The sequence below is a fragment of the Chryseolinea sp. T2 genome (assembly GCF_037203685.1).
Classification (GTDB): Bacteria; Bacteroidota; Bacteroidia; order Cytophagales; family Cyclobacteriaceae; genus Chryseolinea.
In genome coordinates this window covers 98903-117488 of sequence record NZ_JBBCAU010000004.1, presented here as the reverse complement: position 1 = coordinate 117488, position 18586 = coordinate 98903, and the positions used below count along the sequence as shown (strand labels likewise).

14 protein-coding genes are annotated in these 18586 nt (G+C 46.5%); 2 read left to right on the top strand and 12 right to left on the bottom strand.

The features are described 5' to 3' along the window. Positions 1 to 53 precede the first annotated feature (53 nt). Both WBG78_RS14955 and WBG78_RS14950 read right to left on the bottom strand, forming a co-directional pair. Positions 54 to 1388 carry an MFS transporter gene (locus WBG78_RS14955; RefSeq protein WP_337327252.1) on the bottom strand — a complete coding sequence of 445 codons (1335 nt, stop codon included), beginning with the start codon at positions 1386 to 1388 and terminating at the stop codon, positions 54 to 56. Next, a complete protein-coding gene (locus WBG78_RS14950) occupies positions 1373 to 2650 on the bottom strand; it encodes a mandelate racemase/muconate lactonizing enzyme family protein (RefSeq protein ID WP_337327251.1) in 1278 nt (425 codons plus the stop codon). Before WBG78_RS14950 ends, WBG78_RS14955 begins: the two co-directional genes overlap by 16 nt. Before the next feature lie 748 nt (positions 2651 to 3398). On the opposite strand from WBG78_RS14950, the gene WBG78_RS14945 reads away from it, so the two are divergent. Next, on the top strand, positions 3399 to 4943 hold the full coding sequence (locus WBG78_RS14945; RefSeq protein WP_337327250.1) for a PorP/SprF family type IX secretion system membrane protein: 1545 nt from the start codon (positions 3399 to 3401) through the stop codon (positions 4941 to 4943). An 82-nt stretch (positions 4944 to 5025) separates the two neighbouring features. On the opposite strand, the gene WBG78_RS14940 is transcribed toward WBG78_RS14945, so the two are convergent. The 3 genes from WBG78_RS14940 to WBG78_RS14930 all read right to left on the bottom strand — a co-directional run bounded on the left by WBG78_RS14940 (position 5026) and on the right by WBG78_RS14930 (position 9562). After that, entirely contained in the window at positions 5026 to 6315 is a 1290-nt protein-coding gene (locus WBG78_RS14940; RefSeq protein WP_337327249.1) for a Gfo/Idh/MocA family protein, read from the bottom strand. 106 nt (positions 6316 to 6421) lie between these two features. Further along, on the bottom strand, positions 6422 to 8323 hold the full coding sequence (locus tag WBG78_RS14935) for a rhomboid family intramembrane serine protease (RefSeq protein WP_337327248.1): 1902 nt from the start codon (positions 8321 to 8323) through the stop codon (positions 6422 to 6424). A 3-nt stretch (positions 8324 to 8326) separates the two neighbouring features. Then, positions 8327 to 9562: a M48 family metallopeptidase gene (locus WBG78_RS14930; protein WP_337327247.1), complete on the bottom strand. Its 1236-nt coding sequence runs from the start codon at positions 9560 to 9562 to the stop codon at positions 8327 to 8329. A gap of 194 nt (positions 9563 to 9756) precedes the next feature. Here WBG78_RS14930 and WBG78_RS14925 point away from each other — a divergent pair, with 194 nt between their 5' ends. Continuing rightward, positions 9757 to 11100, top strand: a complete 1344-nt coding sequence (locus WBG78_RS14925; protein ID WP_337327246.1) for a glutamate-1-semialdehyde 2,1-aminomutase — start codon at positions 9757 to 9759, stop codon at positions 11098 to 11100. Positions 11101 to 11176: 76 nt separating this feature from the next. On the opposite strand, the gene WBG78_RS14920 is transcribed toward WBG78_RS14925, so the two are convergent. From WBG78_RS14920 to WBG78_RS14890, 7 genes are all read right to left on the bottom strand, one after another. Continuing rightward, positions 11177 to 11914: a LytR/AlgR family response regulator transcription factor gene (locus WBG78_RS14920; RefSeq protein WP_337327245.1), complete on the bottom strand. Its 738-nt coding sequence runs from the start codon at positions 11912 to 11914 to the stop codon at positions 11177 to 11179. Continuing rightward, positions 11911 to 12990: a sensor histidine kinase gene (locus WBG78_RS14915; RefSeq protein ID WP_337327244.1), complete on the bottom strand. Its 1080-nt coding sequence runs from the start codon at positions 12988 to 12990 to the stop codon at positions 11911 to 11913. The genes WBG78_RS14920 and WBG78_RS14915 overlap by 4 nt, the downstream gene beginning before the upstream one ends. A gap of 177 nt (positions 12991 to 13167) precedes the next feature. After that, positions 13168 to 14499, bottom strand: a complete 1332-nt coding sequence (argH, locus tag WBG78_RS14910; RefSeq protein ID WP_337327243.1) for an argininosuccinate lyase — start codon at positions 14497 to 14499, stop codon at positions 13168 to 13170. A gap of 19 nt (positions 14500 to 14518) precedes the next feature. After that, a complete protein-coding gene (locus WBG78_RS14905; RefSeq protein WP_337327242.1) occupies positions 14519 to 15595 on the bottom strand; it encodes a M20 family metallo-hydrolase in 1077 nt (358 codons plus the stop codon). A gap of 42 nt (positions 15596 to 15637) precedes the next feature. Further along, a complete protein-coding gene (gene argB, locus WBG78_RS14900) occupies positions 15638 to 16426 on the bottom strand; it encodes an acetylglutamate kinase (protein WP_337327241.1) in 789 nt (262 codons plus the stop codon). A 12-nt stretch (positions 16427 to 16438) separates the two neighbouring features. Further along, positions 16439 to 17395 (bottom strand): acetylornithine carbamoyltransferase, encoded by a 957-nt coding sequence (locus WBG78_RS14895; protein ID WP_337327240.1) that lies wholly within the window; start codon positions 17393 to 17395, stop codon positions 16439 to 16441. Beyond that, on the bottom strand, positions 17392 to 18513 hold the full coding sequence (locus WBG78_RS14890) for an aspartate aminotransferase family protein (RefSeq protein WP_337327239.1): 1122 nt from the start codon (positions 18511 to 18513) through the stop codon (positions 17392 to 17394). Before WBG78_RS14890 ends, WBG78_RS14895 begins: the two co-directional genes overlap by 4 nt. Between the last annotated feature and the right edge of the window lie 73 nt (positions 18514 to 18586).

The window sequence follows — 18586 nt, the reverse complement described above, 5'->3', positions numbered from 1 at the left end:
ACTGGGCTATACGCTGGTCCGGACTTGGTTATTACAGGTGACCGAATTACCGCTTAGGAAATCAAATCCAAAGGCACTTTGCTCCTGTTGCGCGTAAGGAGATGAATGATCAGCCACGTAATCAGATAGGTGAAACCACAAAGCGTAAAAAGCACGTTGTATCCAGCCACCAGGTTACCGCCGGCTTTGTAGCTGTCCAGGAGATAGCCAACAAACATCGGGAAAAGGATACCCCCCACTGCACCTGCCATACCGCCGATGCCCACTACGGAGCTTACAGCCTCTTTAGGAAAGAGATCTGACGCCAGGGTGAATATATTCGTCGCCCACGCCTGATGTACCGCCACAGCGAGGCTAATGAGCCCGACGGCAATCCATGGACCCCCTGCAAACTGAGCAAGTATAATTGAAACCTCCAGGAAGGCGAAAAGCAGTAACGACGCCTTCCTTGCCTTGACAACGTCCCAACCGCGCCTGACCAGAAGCGAGGAGAGGTAGCCGCCTCCAATGCTCCCAATCGTCGTGGCGGCGTAGATGGTCATCAGTTGAAGATTCGGCTTCTTGAGGTCGAGGCTGAAGTTCGCCGCGAAGTAGGAAGGCAGCCAGAACAGGAAAAACCAATAAATAGGATCGATGAATGCTTTGCCTGCAACAAACGCCCACGTCTGAGGAAATGAAAAAAGCCGTTGCCAGCGAATTGATACAGGCCGCGAAGACATCCTGGCAATTGAATGTTGATCCGGCGTTTCATCCTCCTCGATGTAGCTGCGCTCACTTGCTGTTATCCATTTGTGACGCGAAGGGATTTCATAGAACAGCCACCACACAATAACCCAGATTAATCCGAGCGCGCCCGTAATCCAGAATACTTCATGCCATCCGAAGTAATTGAGGATAAGGGGAACAATAAGCAACGCAGTTACAACACCAACACTGGTTCCGGCGTTGAAGATACCAGTTGCCAGAGCGCGTTCTTTTCTGGGAAACCACTCCGCTACAACTTTCACTGCTGCCGGAAAATTTCCAGCTTCACCCAACCCTAAGCCTATACGTACCGCGGCAAATCCTGCAACGCCCCGGGCCAGCGCATGAAGCATACCGAATATACTCCAAACAATAACAGTAATCGAGTAGCCGAGGCGCGTACCTATCTTATCAATAATCCTTCCCGATATCAGCAATCCTACTGCATACGCCGCCGTAAACGCCATCACTATGCGTGCAAAGTCTGTTTCGGTCCATGAAAATTCCTTTTCCAGTATTGGCTTGAGAAGACCGATGATCTGGCGATCAAGATAGTTTATCGTAGTTGCTACTAGCAGAAGTACTACAATAATCCATCGGTATTTTCCGTTTCTTCCTGTCATGTCTGTTACCATCCGTGCCATGAACCGTCCTTACTCTTCAGGATCGGATGCGGGTATTTAGTTTTTGCATTCACCTCCAAAAGAAATTCGGCTTTCTTCGGATCGAACTTTACACCCAGGCCAGGCGCAGGGTTAAGATACACTTTGCCATCGCGAAAAAGCATGTAGTCCTCATTGAAGTATGGTGGCTTTTCAAAAGTGCCACCTGCGAATTCGATAAGACAACGCGTAGGGCTGCTCGACCCGAGTACGTGCACCAGAGCAGCCGTTGCAAGTGGGCCAGTGAAGTGCGGTATCATGCCCACATAATGTGTCTCACACATCGATGCAATCTTCTTCAGCTCTGATAGCCCTCCGCAATTCGGCAACGTAATCCTGCAGTAATCAATAAGCCGGTTCTCGATCAACTCATTCGTATCCCAACGATCACCAAACTGCTCGCCGACAGCAATGGGTACTTTAGTAAGCGAGCGTATCGTTTTGTATACTCCCGGATTTTCAGAACGGATCAGGTCTTCTACAAAATATGGTTCCAGCTCTTCGAGTGCATCGCATATCTTTATGGCTTCAGGCGTATCGAATCTTGTATGAAGATCTATTGCCCATCTTCCCATCCCTCCCACTGCATCATCCATCTTTCTGCAGTGATCAATCGTCTTGCTTACGTTCTCATAGAAATCAAATTTCTCTTCACCATCACCACCTGTTGGATTGGTTCGATAGCAACGGAATCCCGCCGAGATACAATCTTTCGCGCGATCATATTCTGATGTTGCTTTAGATGCACTGAATCCTGTTGCATAGCATTCAACATAATCACGAGTGGCTCCGCCTAGCAAGTCGTATACTGGTACATTGAGGGCCTTGCCTTTAATATCCCATAGCGCCATCTCGAGAGCTCCTAATGCGTGAAGCTTCTCCCGGCCCGGAGGATAAAACATCCCCCGATATAAATATTGCCACATGTGCTCAATTCTAAACGGATCTTCACCAATGAGCATTTGAGCACATTGCTCAATGGTGTCTTTAGCTCCGCCCTCACCTATTCCGGTAATGCCTCCATCAGTTTCAATTTCGACAATGCCTCTCGCCTGATTGAATAATGGTTTTGTATAACCAGGCGCGTGATAGTATCGGATACGGGTGATCTTCAATTTGGGAATACTTAAAGCATTACTTGAGGTGCTCAGCAATGCAGGAGAAGCATGTGCACTCAGGGCAGGAAGAATAAGCACTCCGCCGGCGCTCAATGCCATATTCTGGAGGAAACTTCGTCGACGCATGGTAGTATCGTTAGATGAAATGTAGCCCTTGATGCGGCTCGTCGAATATAGCCAATTGCGCAACTGAATTAATAACAAACGGGTGCGAAGATTTACAACAAAAAAATTTGATCATTAGTGATACGAATCTATTTTGCGTGGTTATTCCTCTCTCAAAATGGGTTTCATTCTCTCTGATGCACAAGTGAGAAAATATTCAAAACGGCAATTGAAGTTACATGAGGAAAATTGACCCATTATTCCACGAATTTTAAAGTAACTGCCAGCCTACATCGATTGAAGGTCATTCATCTGCTTCATTCATACATTCATCGTTGCGCTACAAAAATCTCAGAGGAGGAATGAGATAAATACAGCACGCAAAGTCATGCGTATATCCATACCGTTGCAATCACACATTGTTGAATTTTTCATCACATTTTTTACATTTACGTTCGTCGTCGATATCATTCGCTCTACCCAGATATTTTCAATTCATCTGGTAAATAGGACTCTTTATCTATTTTGATTTTTTCTGAACCCTAGTTCATTTCATATTTGTACGTTGATTCTTAGCAAGAGCTTCAGATCCCCACAGCTCATCGATCACTAGGCAGCTCGATGTTATCAAGGCGGGAGGAATTAGAAAAGATTCACTGCTCAATCAGCACATCCAAGATCACCATCGCGAAACGAAGCGAATATCGCTCCGGGTGACTTGTATTTGCCTTTGGACGGTGAAAGGGTAGAATGTTAAATGTGAACGAGCATGAGGAAATTGATTACAAACGGAGTTACACAGCGTGCAGAGTGCGCTACCTTCAAGACACTGGGTCTACAAGTTTCAAAAGCACTGGTTGCTGTGATGTTAATGATGATATTAGCCACTGGCACACAGGCGCAAAACCCCGGCCCCTTTTATAGACAGTTTAATTTCAATCCATATCTGTTCAACCCAGCTTATGTTGGTATTAACAAACAGATTGAAGCGAGTGTCGCTTATCGCCAACAATGGGCAAACTTTAAGGATGCTCCTGTGACTGCTGGCGCCAGCCTTCAGTTACCTGAAAGCGATCGCGTTGCTCTCGGCTTTAATATCATGACCGATCGCCAGGTGTTATTACAGCACTCCAACTTCATGGCTACTTTCGGTTACGTTCTCCCGATATCACGAAATCAAACCATTCGATTTGGTTTATCCGGAGGCGTAGGACTAAACAAACTGGACCTCGAAGCCAGCGAGATGAACTCCAATGATCCCGTCATTGCACGATCAGCAGGCACTAACTACTATGTAGATGGCAACTTTGGCGTCGTATATACATATGACGGCTTGCGCCTTGGCTTTGCGTTGACGGACTTCTTTAAGTCTGATCCGTTCAACCCTGAGACCTTTAATCAGTTCAAGATGTCGAATCTCAGGAACAGACTTTTTTCGGCGAGCTACCGCTTTAATGTAGGCCGCACCGAGATGTTCGCTATTGAACCTTATGCTCTTTATCGCCAAACCACGGATGGCAAACAAGACTATGTAGAAGTAGCTACTGTAGCATACTATCAGGATAAGTTGTGGACAGGTGTTAGCTATAACCAAAACAAAGGTCTGGCCCTCCTCTTCGGAATGAACGTGAAGGATAAGTTCAGATTCGGCTATAGCTACGACTTTAATACACTCGGTTCTAATATGGCCAGCGGCGGAGCACACGAGTTACACATCGGTATACGCCTCGCATCTAAGAAAGTATCGAATAAGAAGACTATCACTCAGGGTGGACGTGTACTTGCCAACGAGCGGCCTACGACTCCTAAGAACGACGTGTCGGCTGTTGAGAAGCGTTCTGTACTTGAAGAGCCATCAGAAGATCAGGAAGTCCATCAGCAACGTCTTGCAGAAGTTGATCCTATGCTGAAGACAACACCTGCTGACACTGAAAAGTCTGAGACAGCAAAAACTGAGACCACTGCACCTGCTGTAGCCAAAACTGCTCCTGAAGCTGAAAAAACCAAGCCCGCGAGCACGACTACTGCAAAGGCAACCAAACCTGCAACTCCAAGGACCCGCGAGAATTTCTCTATGTCAAGCGGACATCACTACGTTGTGGTAGGAGTTTTCAAAGGTCTTTCCGGCGCAATGCAATATGTGAAAGAAGCGAAGGGCCGCGGATACGCTGCAAACATCGCTCTGAATCCGAAAAACAACTTCTACTATGTCTTCATACATTCATCAACGAATCTTGACGACGCACGTAAGAAGCGCAATGAGTACAAGCTGAAGAATCTCTTCAAAGAAGCTTGGGTATTCACGATGGAATAATAAAGAACAACTCACTATAACAAATAAGGCTGCCTGGTGCAGCCTTATTTGTTTTATACAATACCCGTAATACCGAATTTCCTTACACAGGATATTTCCATTCTCCGCGATAGGCCCGACTCAAAAGCTTATTTGCTTCATCGTCTTTGACAATCATTCCCTTACTTCCATCCCATTCTACACTTCTGCCCAACTTTGCACTCAGCATTCCCAGAAGACTCATGTTCGTTGAACGCTGTCCGATCTCGATGTCACAGATTGGTAATTTATTGGTCTCGATTGAATTCAGAAAGTTTGCCCATAGCGCGGCAATGTTTTGCTGATCCGGTTCATCGAGCTTTGGATCCTGATGAATGGGCGCCTTCTTATCATCCGCGGGATAGAACGTCCAGCCGTCGAGCCAGCCCATATGGAACGTGCCCTCCGTACCATAAAAATAACAACCAATGTTGGTCCGCTCGGCCGTATTACCAGCGTACTGCCGATGCTCCCACGTCGCCGTGAACGATTCAAATTCAAAGATCACATTCTGTGTATCCGGTGCATCGGTGTTGTCTTTTCGAATAAAGCGGTTGGCGACTGAATATACTTTGCGCGGATGCTTCTCCTCGGTCCACCATAGAATCTGGTCCATCCAGTGTATTCCCCAATCACCAAGGGTACCATTCGCATAGTCGAGATAGCTTCGGAATCCCTTTGGATGGATGGTTGTGTTAAATGGTCGCAAAGGTGCGGGTCCACACCACATATTCCAGTCTAATGTTGACGGTGCTTCCGTGTCGGGTGTCAAAGTTCCAGGTCCTCCCGGATAGTGAACAAAAGCGCGGACTGATCCGATCTTTCCCGCCTTGCCGGATTTTAAGAACTCCATGCCTGACATATTATGCGGAGACACCCGCCTGTGTGTCCCGACCTGAACAATGCGCTTAGTATTGCGTGCCGCCTTCACCATTGCCTTACCTTCATTGATCGTATGGCATATGGGTTTTTCAACATAGACGTGCGCACCAGCCTCCATCGCGGCAATGGCAATTAGCGGATGCCAGTGATCTGGTGTCGCCACAATTACAATCTCAGGCTTTTCCTTGCTCAACAGTTCGCGATAGTCGCGATATAACTTCGGATTATCACCGGTCATCTTCTTTACCGTTTCCGCCGTTGAATTCAGAAAGTTCTGATCAACATCACACAGGGCAACGATCTTACTTTGCTTTGCCTGCATGGCACAACGGAGAATATTGTTTCCCCACCATCCAGCGCCAATCAATGCCGTTCTGTAAGTTTTCTGCTGTCCGGCTACATGAATGATCGGGCCCGCGGCAAAAGCCACACTGGCTGCCGCTGACGTCTTTATGAATTCGCGTCTCTGCATAAGGGATTAGGATGTTTAAGTTCTTAAGAATGTAGAATTGAAATTTATGCATTTCGGCTCACAATCATTGCCTAATGTGACAAGTGGCATTCAACAATGCTCCTGATCAAAAAAGGATAACAGCATAACCTTGAGACGGAACTGGAACATGACCGTGCAGTAAACCGGGTCTCCATGGCGGACCTTCTTTGATAAGTCGGATTGCCTCCTGCTCGTACTCGGGAGAATAACCCTCCAGGATTACGAAATCCCACATGTCACCATTCCGTCCCACCTGAAATATCACGCGTATGCGCGCACCTGATGCTTTTGGATACGGCCTTCTGATGTTCTTTTCTACATACCGTTCAAAGTCAGGCATGCCTTTCACCGGATAGGCATAAAGACTGAGCTCATCATAAACATAACGTTTACCAAGCTTATCAACAGATGCTCCCTGGACGAGCCTGTTATCACGATAGAGCTCGCGATAATACGGGGTGCCGTCTTCGTTATATCCAAACCAGTCACCAGTACGCACACCGTTGTGATATTGACCCGACTCTTCTATCTGACCGTCGGAATACCAGCTCGTAACCGTACCGTTGCCATTATCGACCTGTTTGTTCCCTAGCGAATCAAAGATGTTCGCCACGAATGTTTTACTATTATAATAGGTTTCCGTCTGAAGTCTTCCGTTCCAGTGGAAGTTCTCCCATTTGCCGATAGATTCTTCGCGCTGATAACGACCTGATGATGTATACGTGTTATGATCAGAGTAATAGAGAAATACACCATCCTTTAGGTTATCGACATAACTACCCTTCATTTGAATCGTGCCGTCGCGGTAGTAGTCTCGTACCGCCCCCTGCCATCTGCCCAATGTATCCACCTGACCAAGCCGATAAAACTGCGCGGATGAAGGATCATTTATTTCGCGCCATTCTTCATCATAAAATACCCGCCGCGTTGCCAGGTCCGAAGATTGCGTTGTATCGCGCGCCGATTTCTGCCCATAGGCAGGCCGTGGATAGTAGTCGAGATTGTAATGCAAAGCAGGCACTGAATCAAACGCAGCGTTCGTAATCTCAATACTATCGAGATAGATATAGGATTGCCGTGCTAAAAGTGACACGCGATAATCGGTGACGCGTCGGTGAAGTCGTGCATACTGCCTGAGAATTGCAGTATCATGTTGAAGAGCTGTCTGCACGGCACCGAGACCTTCAAAAGCATGGTCAATTGAATCCCAGGCCCTGACGGCCACTTTAAGACTGTCAAGCAACTCGGCATCACCCAGCTCATGGCGATAGTGGTCATTGGTAATCCTCTCCTGTCGCAGAACATTTTGATAGAGCCGATAATAACGGACCTGGTCCCTGGGCAATAAAAATATAACGGCGCAGCAAAGACCCAGTACAACACCGAGATAAGTATTTGAAATGAGACGATGGAATTTAAAGTGTATGACAGCAAGTACGATGCCTGCTACAAAACCACCGACATGTCCCCACACATCCACGTTCGTTGTTACTGCGATGAAGCCATTTATCAGAACAAAGACTACAAAACCCGTCATCACTCTTTTTCGGGCGGCTGGATCACCTATCGTGCTATTCAAAATAGCACCGAGCGAATAGCCATAAAGACCAAAAAGAGCGCCGGAAGCACCAGCACTGTTTGCATACACATTAAGAACAAGACTGAACAGGTTGGCCACCACTCCACAGATGAAATAAATCATCGCGAATCGTACAGACCCAATTCGCACTTCCAAACCAATACCCATCGAATACAATGCGTACATGTTCACAAGTAAATGCCATACGCCAAAGTGAAGAAACATTGATGTAAATATTCGCCAGGGCTGTCCGTCAAGAGTCAGCGGGTTAATGTTCGATCCCCAATGAAGAATCGTCATGGCGTCTTCCCCGGTGTCCATATTAAGACTCTCCAACTTTATGGCGAGCAGTGCAAACACCAATATGTTGGCGATCAGCAAAGCATAGGTAACATAGGGATTCTTCATGTCTCAGGAATTCATCAGAGCCCTTAGCCGCGTTAACAGGGGCGGATGAGAATAGTGAAAAAATACATATGCCGGATGGGGATATAGATCACTGAGAGTGTCAACAGACAGCCGTTTCAACGCAGTTGAAAGCGCTGCCCCATCAAAGGTATCTCTTGCGTATCTGTCTGCCTCAAATTCGTTGCTCCGGCTAAAAATATTCATGAGCAGTCCGGTCACGCCCGAAATCGGTGAGAACAAAATACCAAAGGCAAGGAGATTAAGCGGCAGCGACAATCCATTACCGCCCAGAGCTATGGAAACTTCTTCCGCATATAGCATGCGGGAAAGTATGAAGAGCGTGAACACGATCTGGACGGAAGAAAGCAGGAACATCCAAACCACGTGTCGCTTCTTGAAATGTCCAACTTCATGAGCCAGTACAGCTATAAGTTCCTGCGTTGGGTGCCGTTCGATTAAGGTGTCATATAGAACAATCTTTTTCCTCTTCCCTAGACCAGAAAAAAATGCATTCGCTTTACTCGAGCGTTTTGAGCCATCAATTACATAGATGCTGTCTAAAGGAAACCCGACGCGGGCGGCATAAGACGTAATGGCCGATTTCAATTCGCCGTCAGGCAGAGGTGTTAGTTTGTTGAACAAGGGTAGAAACAAAGACGTATAGAACACATTGATCATAAAGATCAGGGCAATGGCAACTACCGAAAACCAAATCCAAAAATCACGTCCGAAGAACTGCGCCATGTACATGAATATTGCAAGCACCCCACCACCAACAATAGCAGCGATCACGTAGCCCTTTACTTTGTCAGTAACGAAAGTAGCAGTCGTGGTCTTATTGAATCCGTAACGCTCCTCCAGCACGAATGTTCCGTACCATTGAAAAGGTGTTGAAAGCAGATCTCCCGCAATACCAACTATGGCGAAAAAGATCAGGGCACGGATGATATCATTATTTATAGCCGTGTGCAGCGAATTATCAAGCCATCCAAATCCGCCGGCAAGCAGCATTGTTATCGACAACAGGAATGAAAAAGCGGACGTGACGAAAGAGAATCGGGTACGATCACGATGGTATGCTCTTGATCTTTCATATTTCTCGACATCGTAAAATTGCGCGACATCGCTGGGAATCCCCGGGCGATGCGCCCGCAGGTTTACAAGGTCCAAAATCTGGTTAAAGAAATATGAGCCTGTCGCTATGAGAACAATGATAATTAGTAGTTGAAATGGGTCCATACGTTCAAATTCAGTCCAAAAATAACACCCATGACGTATGTCTTGGCTTTTGATGAGGAATGTTCTACATACAAATTTAGAATTCTGCCTACCTTCATGACGAGATTTGACACTTTTGAAAAGACATAGCCAAATTTCAAAGATCGCGTCTCCACGCCACCCACAGGCTACCTCCATTCAAAAAGTTTTTTGTTATGACCCGTCAAAGTGAAAACCGAAAAGGCACGCTTGTGAATTTCAACAAATCGCTGTCGCTACAAAAGAAGTTTCATGACTTAATACCTGGTGGTGCGCATACCTACGCAAAGGGTGACGACCAGTTTCCGGAACACATGCCCATTTATATCACGCATGGCAAAGGGGCTAGAGTGTGGGATGCCGACGGCAACGAGTTTATAGAATGGGGAAATGGACTTCGGGCCGTTTCTCTTGGTCATGCATTTGACCCAATCAATCAGGCTGTTATTTCGCAGGTGGCATTTGGTGCCAATTTCGGCCGGCCTGCGACCATTGAGTTGGAATGTGCTGAAGAGTTTCTCTCCATAGTCGATGGTGCAGACATGGTAAAGTTCTGCAAGAATGGATCCGATGCTGTAGATGGCGCTATAAAGCTTGCCCGCGCATATACCGGGCGCGACATGGTAGCCATGTGCGCCAGTCACCCGTTCTTTTCCGTTCACGATTGGTTCATCGGAGCTACCCCTATGGATGGTGGTATTCCCGAGGCTACCAAAAAAATGACAGCAAAGTTTTATTACAATGACCTTGATAGCGCACGGAAAATGTTTGCTGATAATCCTGGCAAAATCGCCTGCGTTATACTTGAAGCACAAAAGCTCGATGAACCATTAGACGGATTTCTTCACAAGTTGAAAGAACTGTGTCACGCCAACGGAGCGATCTTTATTTTAGACGAAATGATTACTGGATTTCGTTGGCATATTGGTGGAGCGCAGAAGAAATTTAATATAGTACCAGACCTGTCTACGTGGGGAAAGGCATTAGGAAATGGGTTTGCTATCTCCGCTCTTGCCGGCAAGCGTGAGATTATGGAGTTGGGTGGACTTCGTCACGATAAGACACGTGTCTTCTTATTATCCACTACTCATGGAGCCGAAACTCACTCAATGGCCGCCGCTATAGCCAATATCAGATTCTATAAATCTAATAACGTAATAGAACGCCTTTATGAACAAGGCTTGAAGTTCGAACGTGCGGCAATGCAGGCTTCCCGCGATCTGAAACTGGAAGACAAGTTCAGCATACTTGGACCTCCTTGCTGTTCGGTTTATACGACTCGCGATAACGACAATCAGCCGTCGCAGCCTTTCAGAACTCTATTCATCCAGGAGACTATGAAGCGCGGGCTCATAATGCCATCGTCAATCATCTCTTACTCTCACAATGATCAGGAAATTGACGAAACAGTTGAGCGTATCCATGAAGCCCTGGTAATTTATCGAAAGGCACTGGATGAAGGTGTCGATAAGTATCTTGAAGGAAGAAGCGTGCAGCCAGTATGGAGAAAGTTCAATTAAACAGCCTATTCAACTAAACAGGCCACCTTTGATCTGTTAGTTTGATCGGTTTTGACTTATCCTGTGCGTTTTGCCTTCATCGCCGAAACAATGTGTTGCCGAGAATGCGCGACACAACCTCATCTTTCAGACTCCGGCTTATGGGAATGCGTGCATTCCCGACAACAAGGTCACTTCCATCAATTGCCTGGATAGCCCCAATCGAAACAAGAAATGATTTATGAACCTTTAGGAAGCGGTCCTTTGGCAGCTGGGATTCAATTCCGGTAAGCGTTAGATAAGTGATCAGTTTCTTTTCAGACGTATGGATGACAACATAGTTTTGGAGTGCTTCAATGTAGCGCACGTCTGAAAAAAGCACCTTCTCGTATCGGTTGTCGCATTTAATGAAAAAGTATGGCGCACCGCTTTCGGCTGATACCAGGTCGCTACTTCTTTGCTTTGCCACTTGCCGTAACTGATGGATCTCAAACGCCTTTCCGGTAGCACGAAGAAAACGTTCATACGTGATCGGTTTCACCAGATAATCCACAACATCCAGCGAATATCCCTCGAGCGCATATTCTGAGTATGCCGTTGTCAATATAGTGAGCGGCGGATTTCTTAAGGATCTTAGCAACTCAATTCCTGTAACCCGAGGCATGTGAATGTCCAATAGCAGCAGGTCAACACTTTTCCCTTGCAGAATGTCTGATGCTATCGCTGCGTTTTCGCATGAAGCCAGAATCTCGAGGTAACTTGTTTGATCTACGTATTCTTCCATCCCTCGTCGGGCCACGGGCTCGTCTTCAACTATAACGCAGGTGAGTTTCATTTAACCGTTTGTTTTTTCATTAACTCAGTTTCCGTCAGTCCGTCGTCGGAGTTATCTGATTCAATCAGCAGATCAAGCTGGACGCGATAATCTGACTGACCTGCCTCCGTTGTCAATTCGTATCTGTCCTTGTACAACAATTCCAGTCGTCGCCTCACATTTTGCAGTCCAATTCCCCCACTCTTACCGTTCTGAAACTCGCTCGTATTGTAAACAATCATTCGGAACCAGGATGCCGAATATGACAATGTTATCTCAATCTCGTTGCCACCTGGGCCATGCGAACCATGCTTGAATGCGTTTTCAACGAATGGCAGCAAGAGTAATGGCGCGATACTAAATCCCCGAACATTATCATCAGCAGAAAATTCAATACTGTAATGTCCATCCCGGCGCATTCTTTGAAGGTCAACATAATTCCGAAGGTACGCAGCTTCTTTTTCGATTGGTATACTGCTACCATTGCACTCATAAAGTTGGTATCTGAGCATGTCAGCGAAAGTCGATAGCATGTCTCGTGCAGTACTATTTTCCTTATCAATCTGAAAATATATGGTGTTTATTGAATTGAAAAGAAAGTGGGGATTGATCTGAGCTTTTAGATAAGCCAGTTCGGTATTCACCTGATCGAAGGCTATCTGCCGTAATATTTCCCGCTGCTGCCACCACTCCCTGCTAAGCTGCAGTGCGACACTAAAGGTGACATAAAAAACCGAGATTGAGATGTTATAAAAAGTCTTATGAACGAAACCCCGGTGCTCGTTAGTCGGGACCATGGGTGCATGCATTTGTTGAAACAGATCATGCGCATCTTTCAAAAGTGCATAACAAATAATAGCTGCAAGTAATGAAACCGAATAAGCAACCCAACGACCGATGCGCGCAAATCGCGGAACAAGAACATTGAGATTAAAGTAAATCAGTGCAGCGAGAAGGCCGTTACGAACAAGTACCTCGAGAAGAAATTGTGCTGCACCAGAATGTTCAATCAATGACCACCGGGTGTACATGTGAAAGAGCACGGTAGCGCTCCAGAAAAGCACATGGTCGATCCGGTATCGAAGGAACGGGTTCATACCCGAATTTACGGCATTTGTAATTGTCGGCCGTGCAGATACGACACGTTTCGTCAAGGATTCAAATCCTTTCGTCAGGAATTATCCAGGAACACATCGGGTGCTTAATCGAGGCAGCAAGACCGCTTTGCGGCTTGCAGGTGGCCTCACTTCAAATTCTCAGAAATACAAGTAGAACTATTTAACCAGCAAAGCCAGAGCAGTCTCTGCCTCCTCGAAATGGAAGTCGGCCAGGCTGCGATCCATCAACGCATTTACCTCAGGCAAACACAGGTTACCGATACTGCCCTCATGCGTATGATTTACGCTCCGGGAGGGTTGATAATTACCTTCCTCGATGTCCATCCCAACTTTTCTATATGCATCACGAAACGGCACGCCGTCGAGCACAAGTTTGTTCACCTCTTCTACGCTGAACAGAAACTTGTATTTATCGTCATCGAGAATGTTCTTCTTTATTTCAATGTTTGCCAGCATCAGCCTGGTCATCTGTAAGCAATCACGAAGATGTTCGAAAGCTGGAAACAACAATTCCTTTAGCAGCTGCATTTCGCGATGATAACCGGACGGCAGGTTTGCGATCCCCAGAGCGATATCATTAGGCAATGCCTGAAGCTGACTGCATCGACCTCGAACGAGTTCGAATACGTCAGGGTTCTTCTTATGGGGCATGATACTGGAGCCCGTCGTTAGCTCTGTTGGGAAGCTAATGAATCCGAAGTTCTGATTGAGAAACAAACATGCGTCCATCGCTAGCTTCCCTACAGTAGCCGCAACGTTGGAAAGAGCTGACGCCACAATGCGCTCCGTTTTTCCCCTACCCATCTGCGCATACACAACGTTGTAATTAAGTGATGAAAACCCGAGCAACCTGGTTGTCATTGTCCTGTTTAATGGAAATGAGGATCCATATCCTGCTGCTGACCCAAGAGGGTTTCTGTTCACAACTTTGTAGGCACCCAATAGAGTAGCCAGATCATCCACAAGGCTTTCTGCATAAGCACCAAACCAAAGTCCGAATGACGAAGGCATTGCAAGTTGCAGGTGCGTATAGCCAGGCACCAGTTCGTGCTGATGCTTTTCTGCGAGTGATTGCAACAAATCAAAGAGAAGCTTTACTTCATTGACAGTGTCATGAAGTGCCGAACGTAAAAAGAGTTTGATATCCACGAGAACCTGATCGTTCCTCGATCTGCCCGCATGAATTTTCTTACCAACATCACCCAGCTTTCGAGTCAGCATCAATTCAACCTGGGAATGAATATCCTCCACGCCAGATTCGACTTCGAAATTACCGGAAAGAACCTGCGCATGCAGTTCCTTTAGGGTACCTGAAAGCACTTCTAACTCCGGTTTCGTCAGCAAACCAATTGACTCGAGCATTGTTATGTGAGCAAGTGATCCCAGGATATCAAAGCGCGCCAGAAACATATCCATTTCGCGATCCTTTCCGACCGTGAACCGATCTACTTCCTGAAGCGATGCTTTGTCCTTTTGCCAGAGTTTCATGATGTATCTTAAATTGGGCTTATTGTTCGACAACCTCGTCCAACAATTTAATATAGGTATTTATACCTTTGGCGATTTCGTCCACATAGATGAATTCATCTGCACTGTGCGAACGGGCAGAATCACCAGGTCCTATTTTTACAGAGGGTACTGGTATCAATGCCTGATCCGATGTTGTTGGTGAACCGTATAGCTTTAATCCATTATTGACAGCGGCGCGTACAAGTGGGTGCTCCGGATCAATACCCGACGATCGCATTCGAAGCGACCTCGGTACTACCTCACATTTCACATGCTGTTTTATAATGCTCAGTGCTTCTTCCAAAGTATAAGCGTCTGTTACCCTCACGTCCACGGTAAACTTACATTCAGCGGGCACCACATTATGTTGAGCTCCTGCTTGAATAATAGATACGGTCATCTTCATCGCTCCCAGCGTAGAAGAAACACGTTCGAAAGAATACGTCCTGAACCAATCAATGTCTGGCAGCGCAAGGTAAATCGCGTTCACGCCCTCTTCACGGGCCGCGTGTCCGGAAACTCCTTTTACTGTGCAGTCCAGGACCATTAGTCCTTTCTCTGCAGTAGCCATGTCACAAAGGGTTGGCTCACCTACAATCGCGAAGTCGATCTTAGGTAACGCATCCCATATACGCTCTATACCATCCCGGCCTGAAATCTCTTCTTCCGCACTTGCCGCGAGGATTACATTATATTTCAGATCCGCTCTGTCGTAATAATGCAGAAACGTTGCTATTAACGACACAAGCGGTCCGCCAGCATCATTACTTCCGAGACCGAACAACTTTCCGTCAACTACATCTGGTGCGAAGGGATCGCGCGTATATCCGGGATTAGGCTTAACTGTGTCGTGATGGGAATTCAGAAGTACAGTCGGTTTGCCTGAATCGAAATGGCGATTTAATGCCCAAATGTTATTCCCTTTCCTTTCCGGAACAACGCCTCGTTGCTCCAGGAATGTAGAAATGAGCGACGCCGTTCCAGCCTCCTCTTTACTATAAGAGGGAGTGGCGATCAAACTTTTCAAAAGGTCGATAGCGTCGCTCAGCAAAGTTGATTTGATGTTGTCTTTCATGCGATCGCTTACGTGAATAACTTCTGTTCTGTTGAACCCGATCTATAATGTAATGAGAGTACCTTCAGTTTCTCTGCCCGTATTGCGAAGTAAGTCTCCTGCCTCACCGATCAAAACCTCCTTAACGCCTGCCTGAATAGCTGCGTATGCATTTTCAAGTTTTGGAAGGATGCCATCTGCAAAGACTTTTCGACCAAGCAGTTCATCGTACATGCTCTTGGGCAAATGATGAATCACCGAATCGTCGCGGGTAACATCGTGCAACACTCCCTTCTTTTCAAAACAGAAGATCAGGCGGACTTCGAAGTGCTTCCCGAGAGCAATGGCTAATACAGATGCGATGGTGTCAGCATTCGTGTTCAATATTTGACCATTGTCGTGTGTTAAAGGTGCAAACACTGGAACGGCATTCTCCCTTAACAGGAAGGTCAGCAACGCCGTGTTTACTTTTTCCGGTTTGATGTCTCCAACAAAACCGTAATCGATATCTTTTACAGGGCGCTTAACAGCGTGAATCATATTTCCATCAGCTCCTGTTACACCGATGGCGTTGCATCCTTTTGATTGAAGTCGTGCGACCAGTTGCTTGTTAACCAGGCCACCATACACCATCGTTACGACATCCAATGTTTCAGCGTCAGTTATGCGTCTTCCGTTAACGTACCTGGACTCGATGCCAAGTTTTTGCCCGATGCTGGTGGCGATCTTGCCACCGCCGTGCACAAGAATCTTAGGTTCCTGGATCGCGGCAAAGTCAGTCAAAAATCTATCGAGCGCCGACGGATTGTCGAGTACATTTCCACCGATCTTAACAATGAATAATTTATTCATTTGCGTGTGGCCCTACCGTAACTTCTTCAGGATTTCACTCAAAACCGCCTGTGCAGCCCATACCCTGTTTGATGCCTGCCGCGTAATTATACTGTTGGCACCATCCAGAATTTCATCACTCACCTCTACATTCCTTCGCACAGGAAGGCAGTGCATTACCTTTGCGGAATGTGTGAGCAACAACTTCTCGTTAGTCATCATCCACTTGGGGTCGTTGGTGTACACACGGCCGTAGTCAGTGTATGTGCTCCAATTTTTTATGTAAACATAGTCGGCCCACTTCAACGCCTCTGCCTGATCAAGCGTAACGGATGCGCCACGCGTAAACTTGGGATCAAGCTCATAGTCTTCCGGATGAGTAATCACGAAGTCGGCTTCTCCCCACGCATTCACCCATTGGCTGAAACTATTGGCAACGCATTGTGGCAATGCCTTTACGTGAGGTGCCCACGTTAGAACAATCTTCGGTCGTCTCTTCTCTTTGAAAGTCTCTTTGATCGTTATTATATCAGTGAGGCTTTGAAGAGGGTGTAAAGTAGCGCTCTCGAGACTCACTACAGGTATCCCCGAGTATTTCATGAACTGATGGATATAGAGTTCACTATAGTCCTCATGTTTATTCTGAAGACTGGGAAATGTTCTCACGCCAAGGATATCGAAATACTTGCCCAGAATTGGCGCAGCATCTTTAACGTGCTCAACACTTGTGCCGCTCATAATTGCCTCTTCTTCGAATTCCAACGTCCATCCGTCTTGCCCAACGTTGAATACAATGCAATCCATCCCAAGATTCTGCGCTGCAATCTGAGTGCTCAGTCGTGTACGCATGCTTGGATTCAGAAACAGCAGACCGAGTCGCTTGCCTGCACCCAAATTACGATCCACATGCGGATCAGATTTGTAGTCAAGCGCTATTTGCGCCAGTTCGTTGATATCATGAGCGTCGTTGACGGAGATGAAGTTTTTCATGCCAGGGTTTCTTGCAGTGACAATAGGAAAATATCGGACTCTTTCTCAGTGAGCGTAAGTGAAGGAAGAAGCCTTATTGTATTTGGTTTAGCCTCGCCCGTGAAAATACGATGCTCAAACAGTAACGTATTCCTTGTCTTGCTTTTCTCTGGTGGCAAATCAAACCCAATCATAAGTCCACGGCCACGAACATTTAGAACACCTGATATTTTGTTCAATTCAGACATGATGTGATCACCGACATTCTTTGCATTCTCGATCAGATTTTCATTCTCCATTACATCAAGAACAGCAAGACATGCTGCAGCGGAAAGGTAGTTACCGCCAAAGGTGGTGCCAAGCATACCGCTCCATGCCTGAATATCGGGACGTATCAATACTCCTCCAACTGGAAATCCATTTCCCATGCCTTTCGCCATGGTGATCAGGTCTGGACGAATCGAAGTGTACTGATGTGCAAAAAACTTCCCTGTACGTCCGTACCCCGATTGTATCTCATCAAGAATCAAAAGAGCTCCTACGGCCCGACATTTTTGTTCCAGGACTTCCAGAAAATGATCGTCAGGCATTCTTATTCCCCCTACTCCCTGAATACCTTCAATAATAACAGCGGCTACAGTTTCGTCGAGCGAAGCGGCAAGCGCCTTCTCATCGTTAAGAGGAAGGAAGGTCACTTCGTGACCAGCATTGAAAGGGGAGACAATTTTGGGATTGTCAGTGGTAGCGACAGCACCTGAAGTACGTCCATGAAATGCTTTATCGAATGCAATCACCCGCTTTCGGCCAGTTACAAATGAAGCCACCTTTAATGCATTCTCATTCGCCTCTGCGCCCGAATTGCAAAGAAACAATTGATAATCACCATAGCCCGAGAGTTGGCCGAGCCTGTCCGCGAGCTTTTGTTGCAACGGGTTTTGCACACTGTTGGAATAGAATGCTATACGTGAAAGCTGATCGGAGAGCATTTTCACATAGTGAGGATGCGTGTGTCCAATAGAAATAACAGCGTGACCGCCGTACAAATCCAGGTACTTCTTTCCCTGTTCATCCCAGACCCAGGAACCCTCGGCCTTTACCGGAGTAATGCTGAATAAAGGATACACGTCGAATAGTTTCATTTGAGGGTTTGCTGACATGTTTGGTAATGCTATAATCGTATTTGATATTGTATGTTGAGTTGGCCTTTGTGCC

Excerpts from the sequence above, each read along its gene's own strand:
- WBG78_RS14955 (WP_337327252.1), bottom strand. The coding sequence starts at position 1,388 with ATGGCACGGATGGTAACAGACATGACAGGAAGAAACGGAAAATACCGA.
- WBG78_RS14950 (WP_337327251.1), bottom strand. The coding sequence starts at position 2,650 with ATGCGTCGACGAAGTTTCCTCCAGAATATGGCATTGAGCGCCGGCGGA.
- WBG78_RS14945 (WP_337327250.1), top strand. The coding sequence starts at position 3,399 with ATGAGGAAATTGATTACAAACGGAGTTACACAGCGTGCAGAGTGCGCT.
- WBG78_RS14940 (WP_337327249.1), bottom strand. The coding sequence starts at position 6,315 with ATGCAGAGACGCGAATTCATAAAGACGTCAGCGGCAGCCAGTGTGGCT.
- WBG78_RS14935 (WP_337327248.1), bottom strand. The coding sequence starts at position 8,323 with ATGAAGAATCCCTATGTTACCTATGCTTTGCTGATCGCCAACATATTG.
- WBG78_RS14930 (WP_337327247.1), bottom strand. The coding sequence starts at position 9,562 with ATGGACCCATTTCAACTACTAATTATCATTGTTCTCATAGCGACAGGC.
- WBG78_RS14925 (WP_337327246.1), top strand. The coding sequence starts at position 9,757 with ATGACCCGTCAAAGTGAAAACCGAAAAGGCACGCTTGTGAATTTCAAC.
- WBG78_RS14920 (WP_337327245.1), bottom strand. The coding sequence starts at position 11,914 with ATGAAACTCACCTGCGTTATAGTTGAAGACGAGCCCGTGGCCCGACGA.
- WBG78_RS14915 (WP_337327244.1), bottom strand. The coding sequence starts at position 12,990 with ATGAACCCGTTCCTTCGATACCGGATCGACCATGTGCTTTTCTGGAGC.
- argH (WP_337327243.1), bottom strand. The coding sequence starts at position 14,499 with ATGAAACTCTGGCAAAAGGACAAAGCATCGCTTCAGGAAGTAGATCGG.
- WBG78_RS14905 (WP_337327242.1), bottom strand. The coding sequence starts at position 15,595 with ATGAAAGACAACATCAAATCAACTTTGCTGAGCGACGCTATCGACCTT.
- argB (WP_337327241.1), bottom strand. The coding sequence starts at position 16,426 with ATGAATAAATTATTCATTGTTAAGATCGGTGGAAATGTACTCGACAAT.
- WBG78_RS14895 (WP_337327240.1), bottom strand. The coding sequence starts at position 17,395 with ATGAAAAACTTCATCTCCGTCAACGACGCTCATGATATCAACGAACTG.
- WBG78_RS14890 (WP_337327239.1), bottom strand. The coding sequence starts at position 18,513 with ATGAAACTATTCGACGTGTATCCTTTATTCAGCATTACTCCGGTAAAG.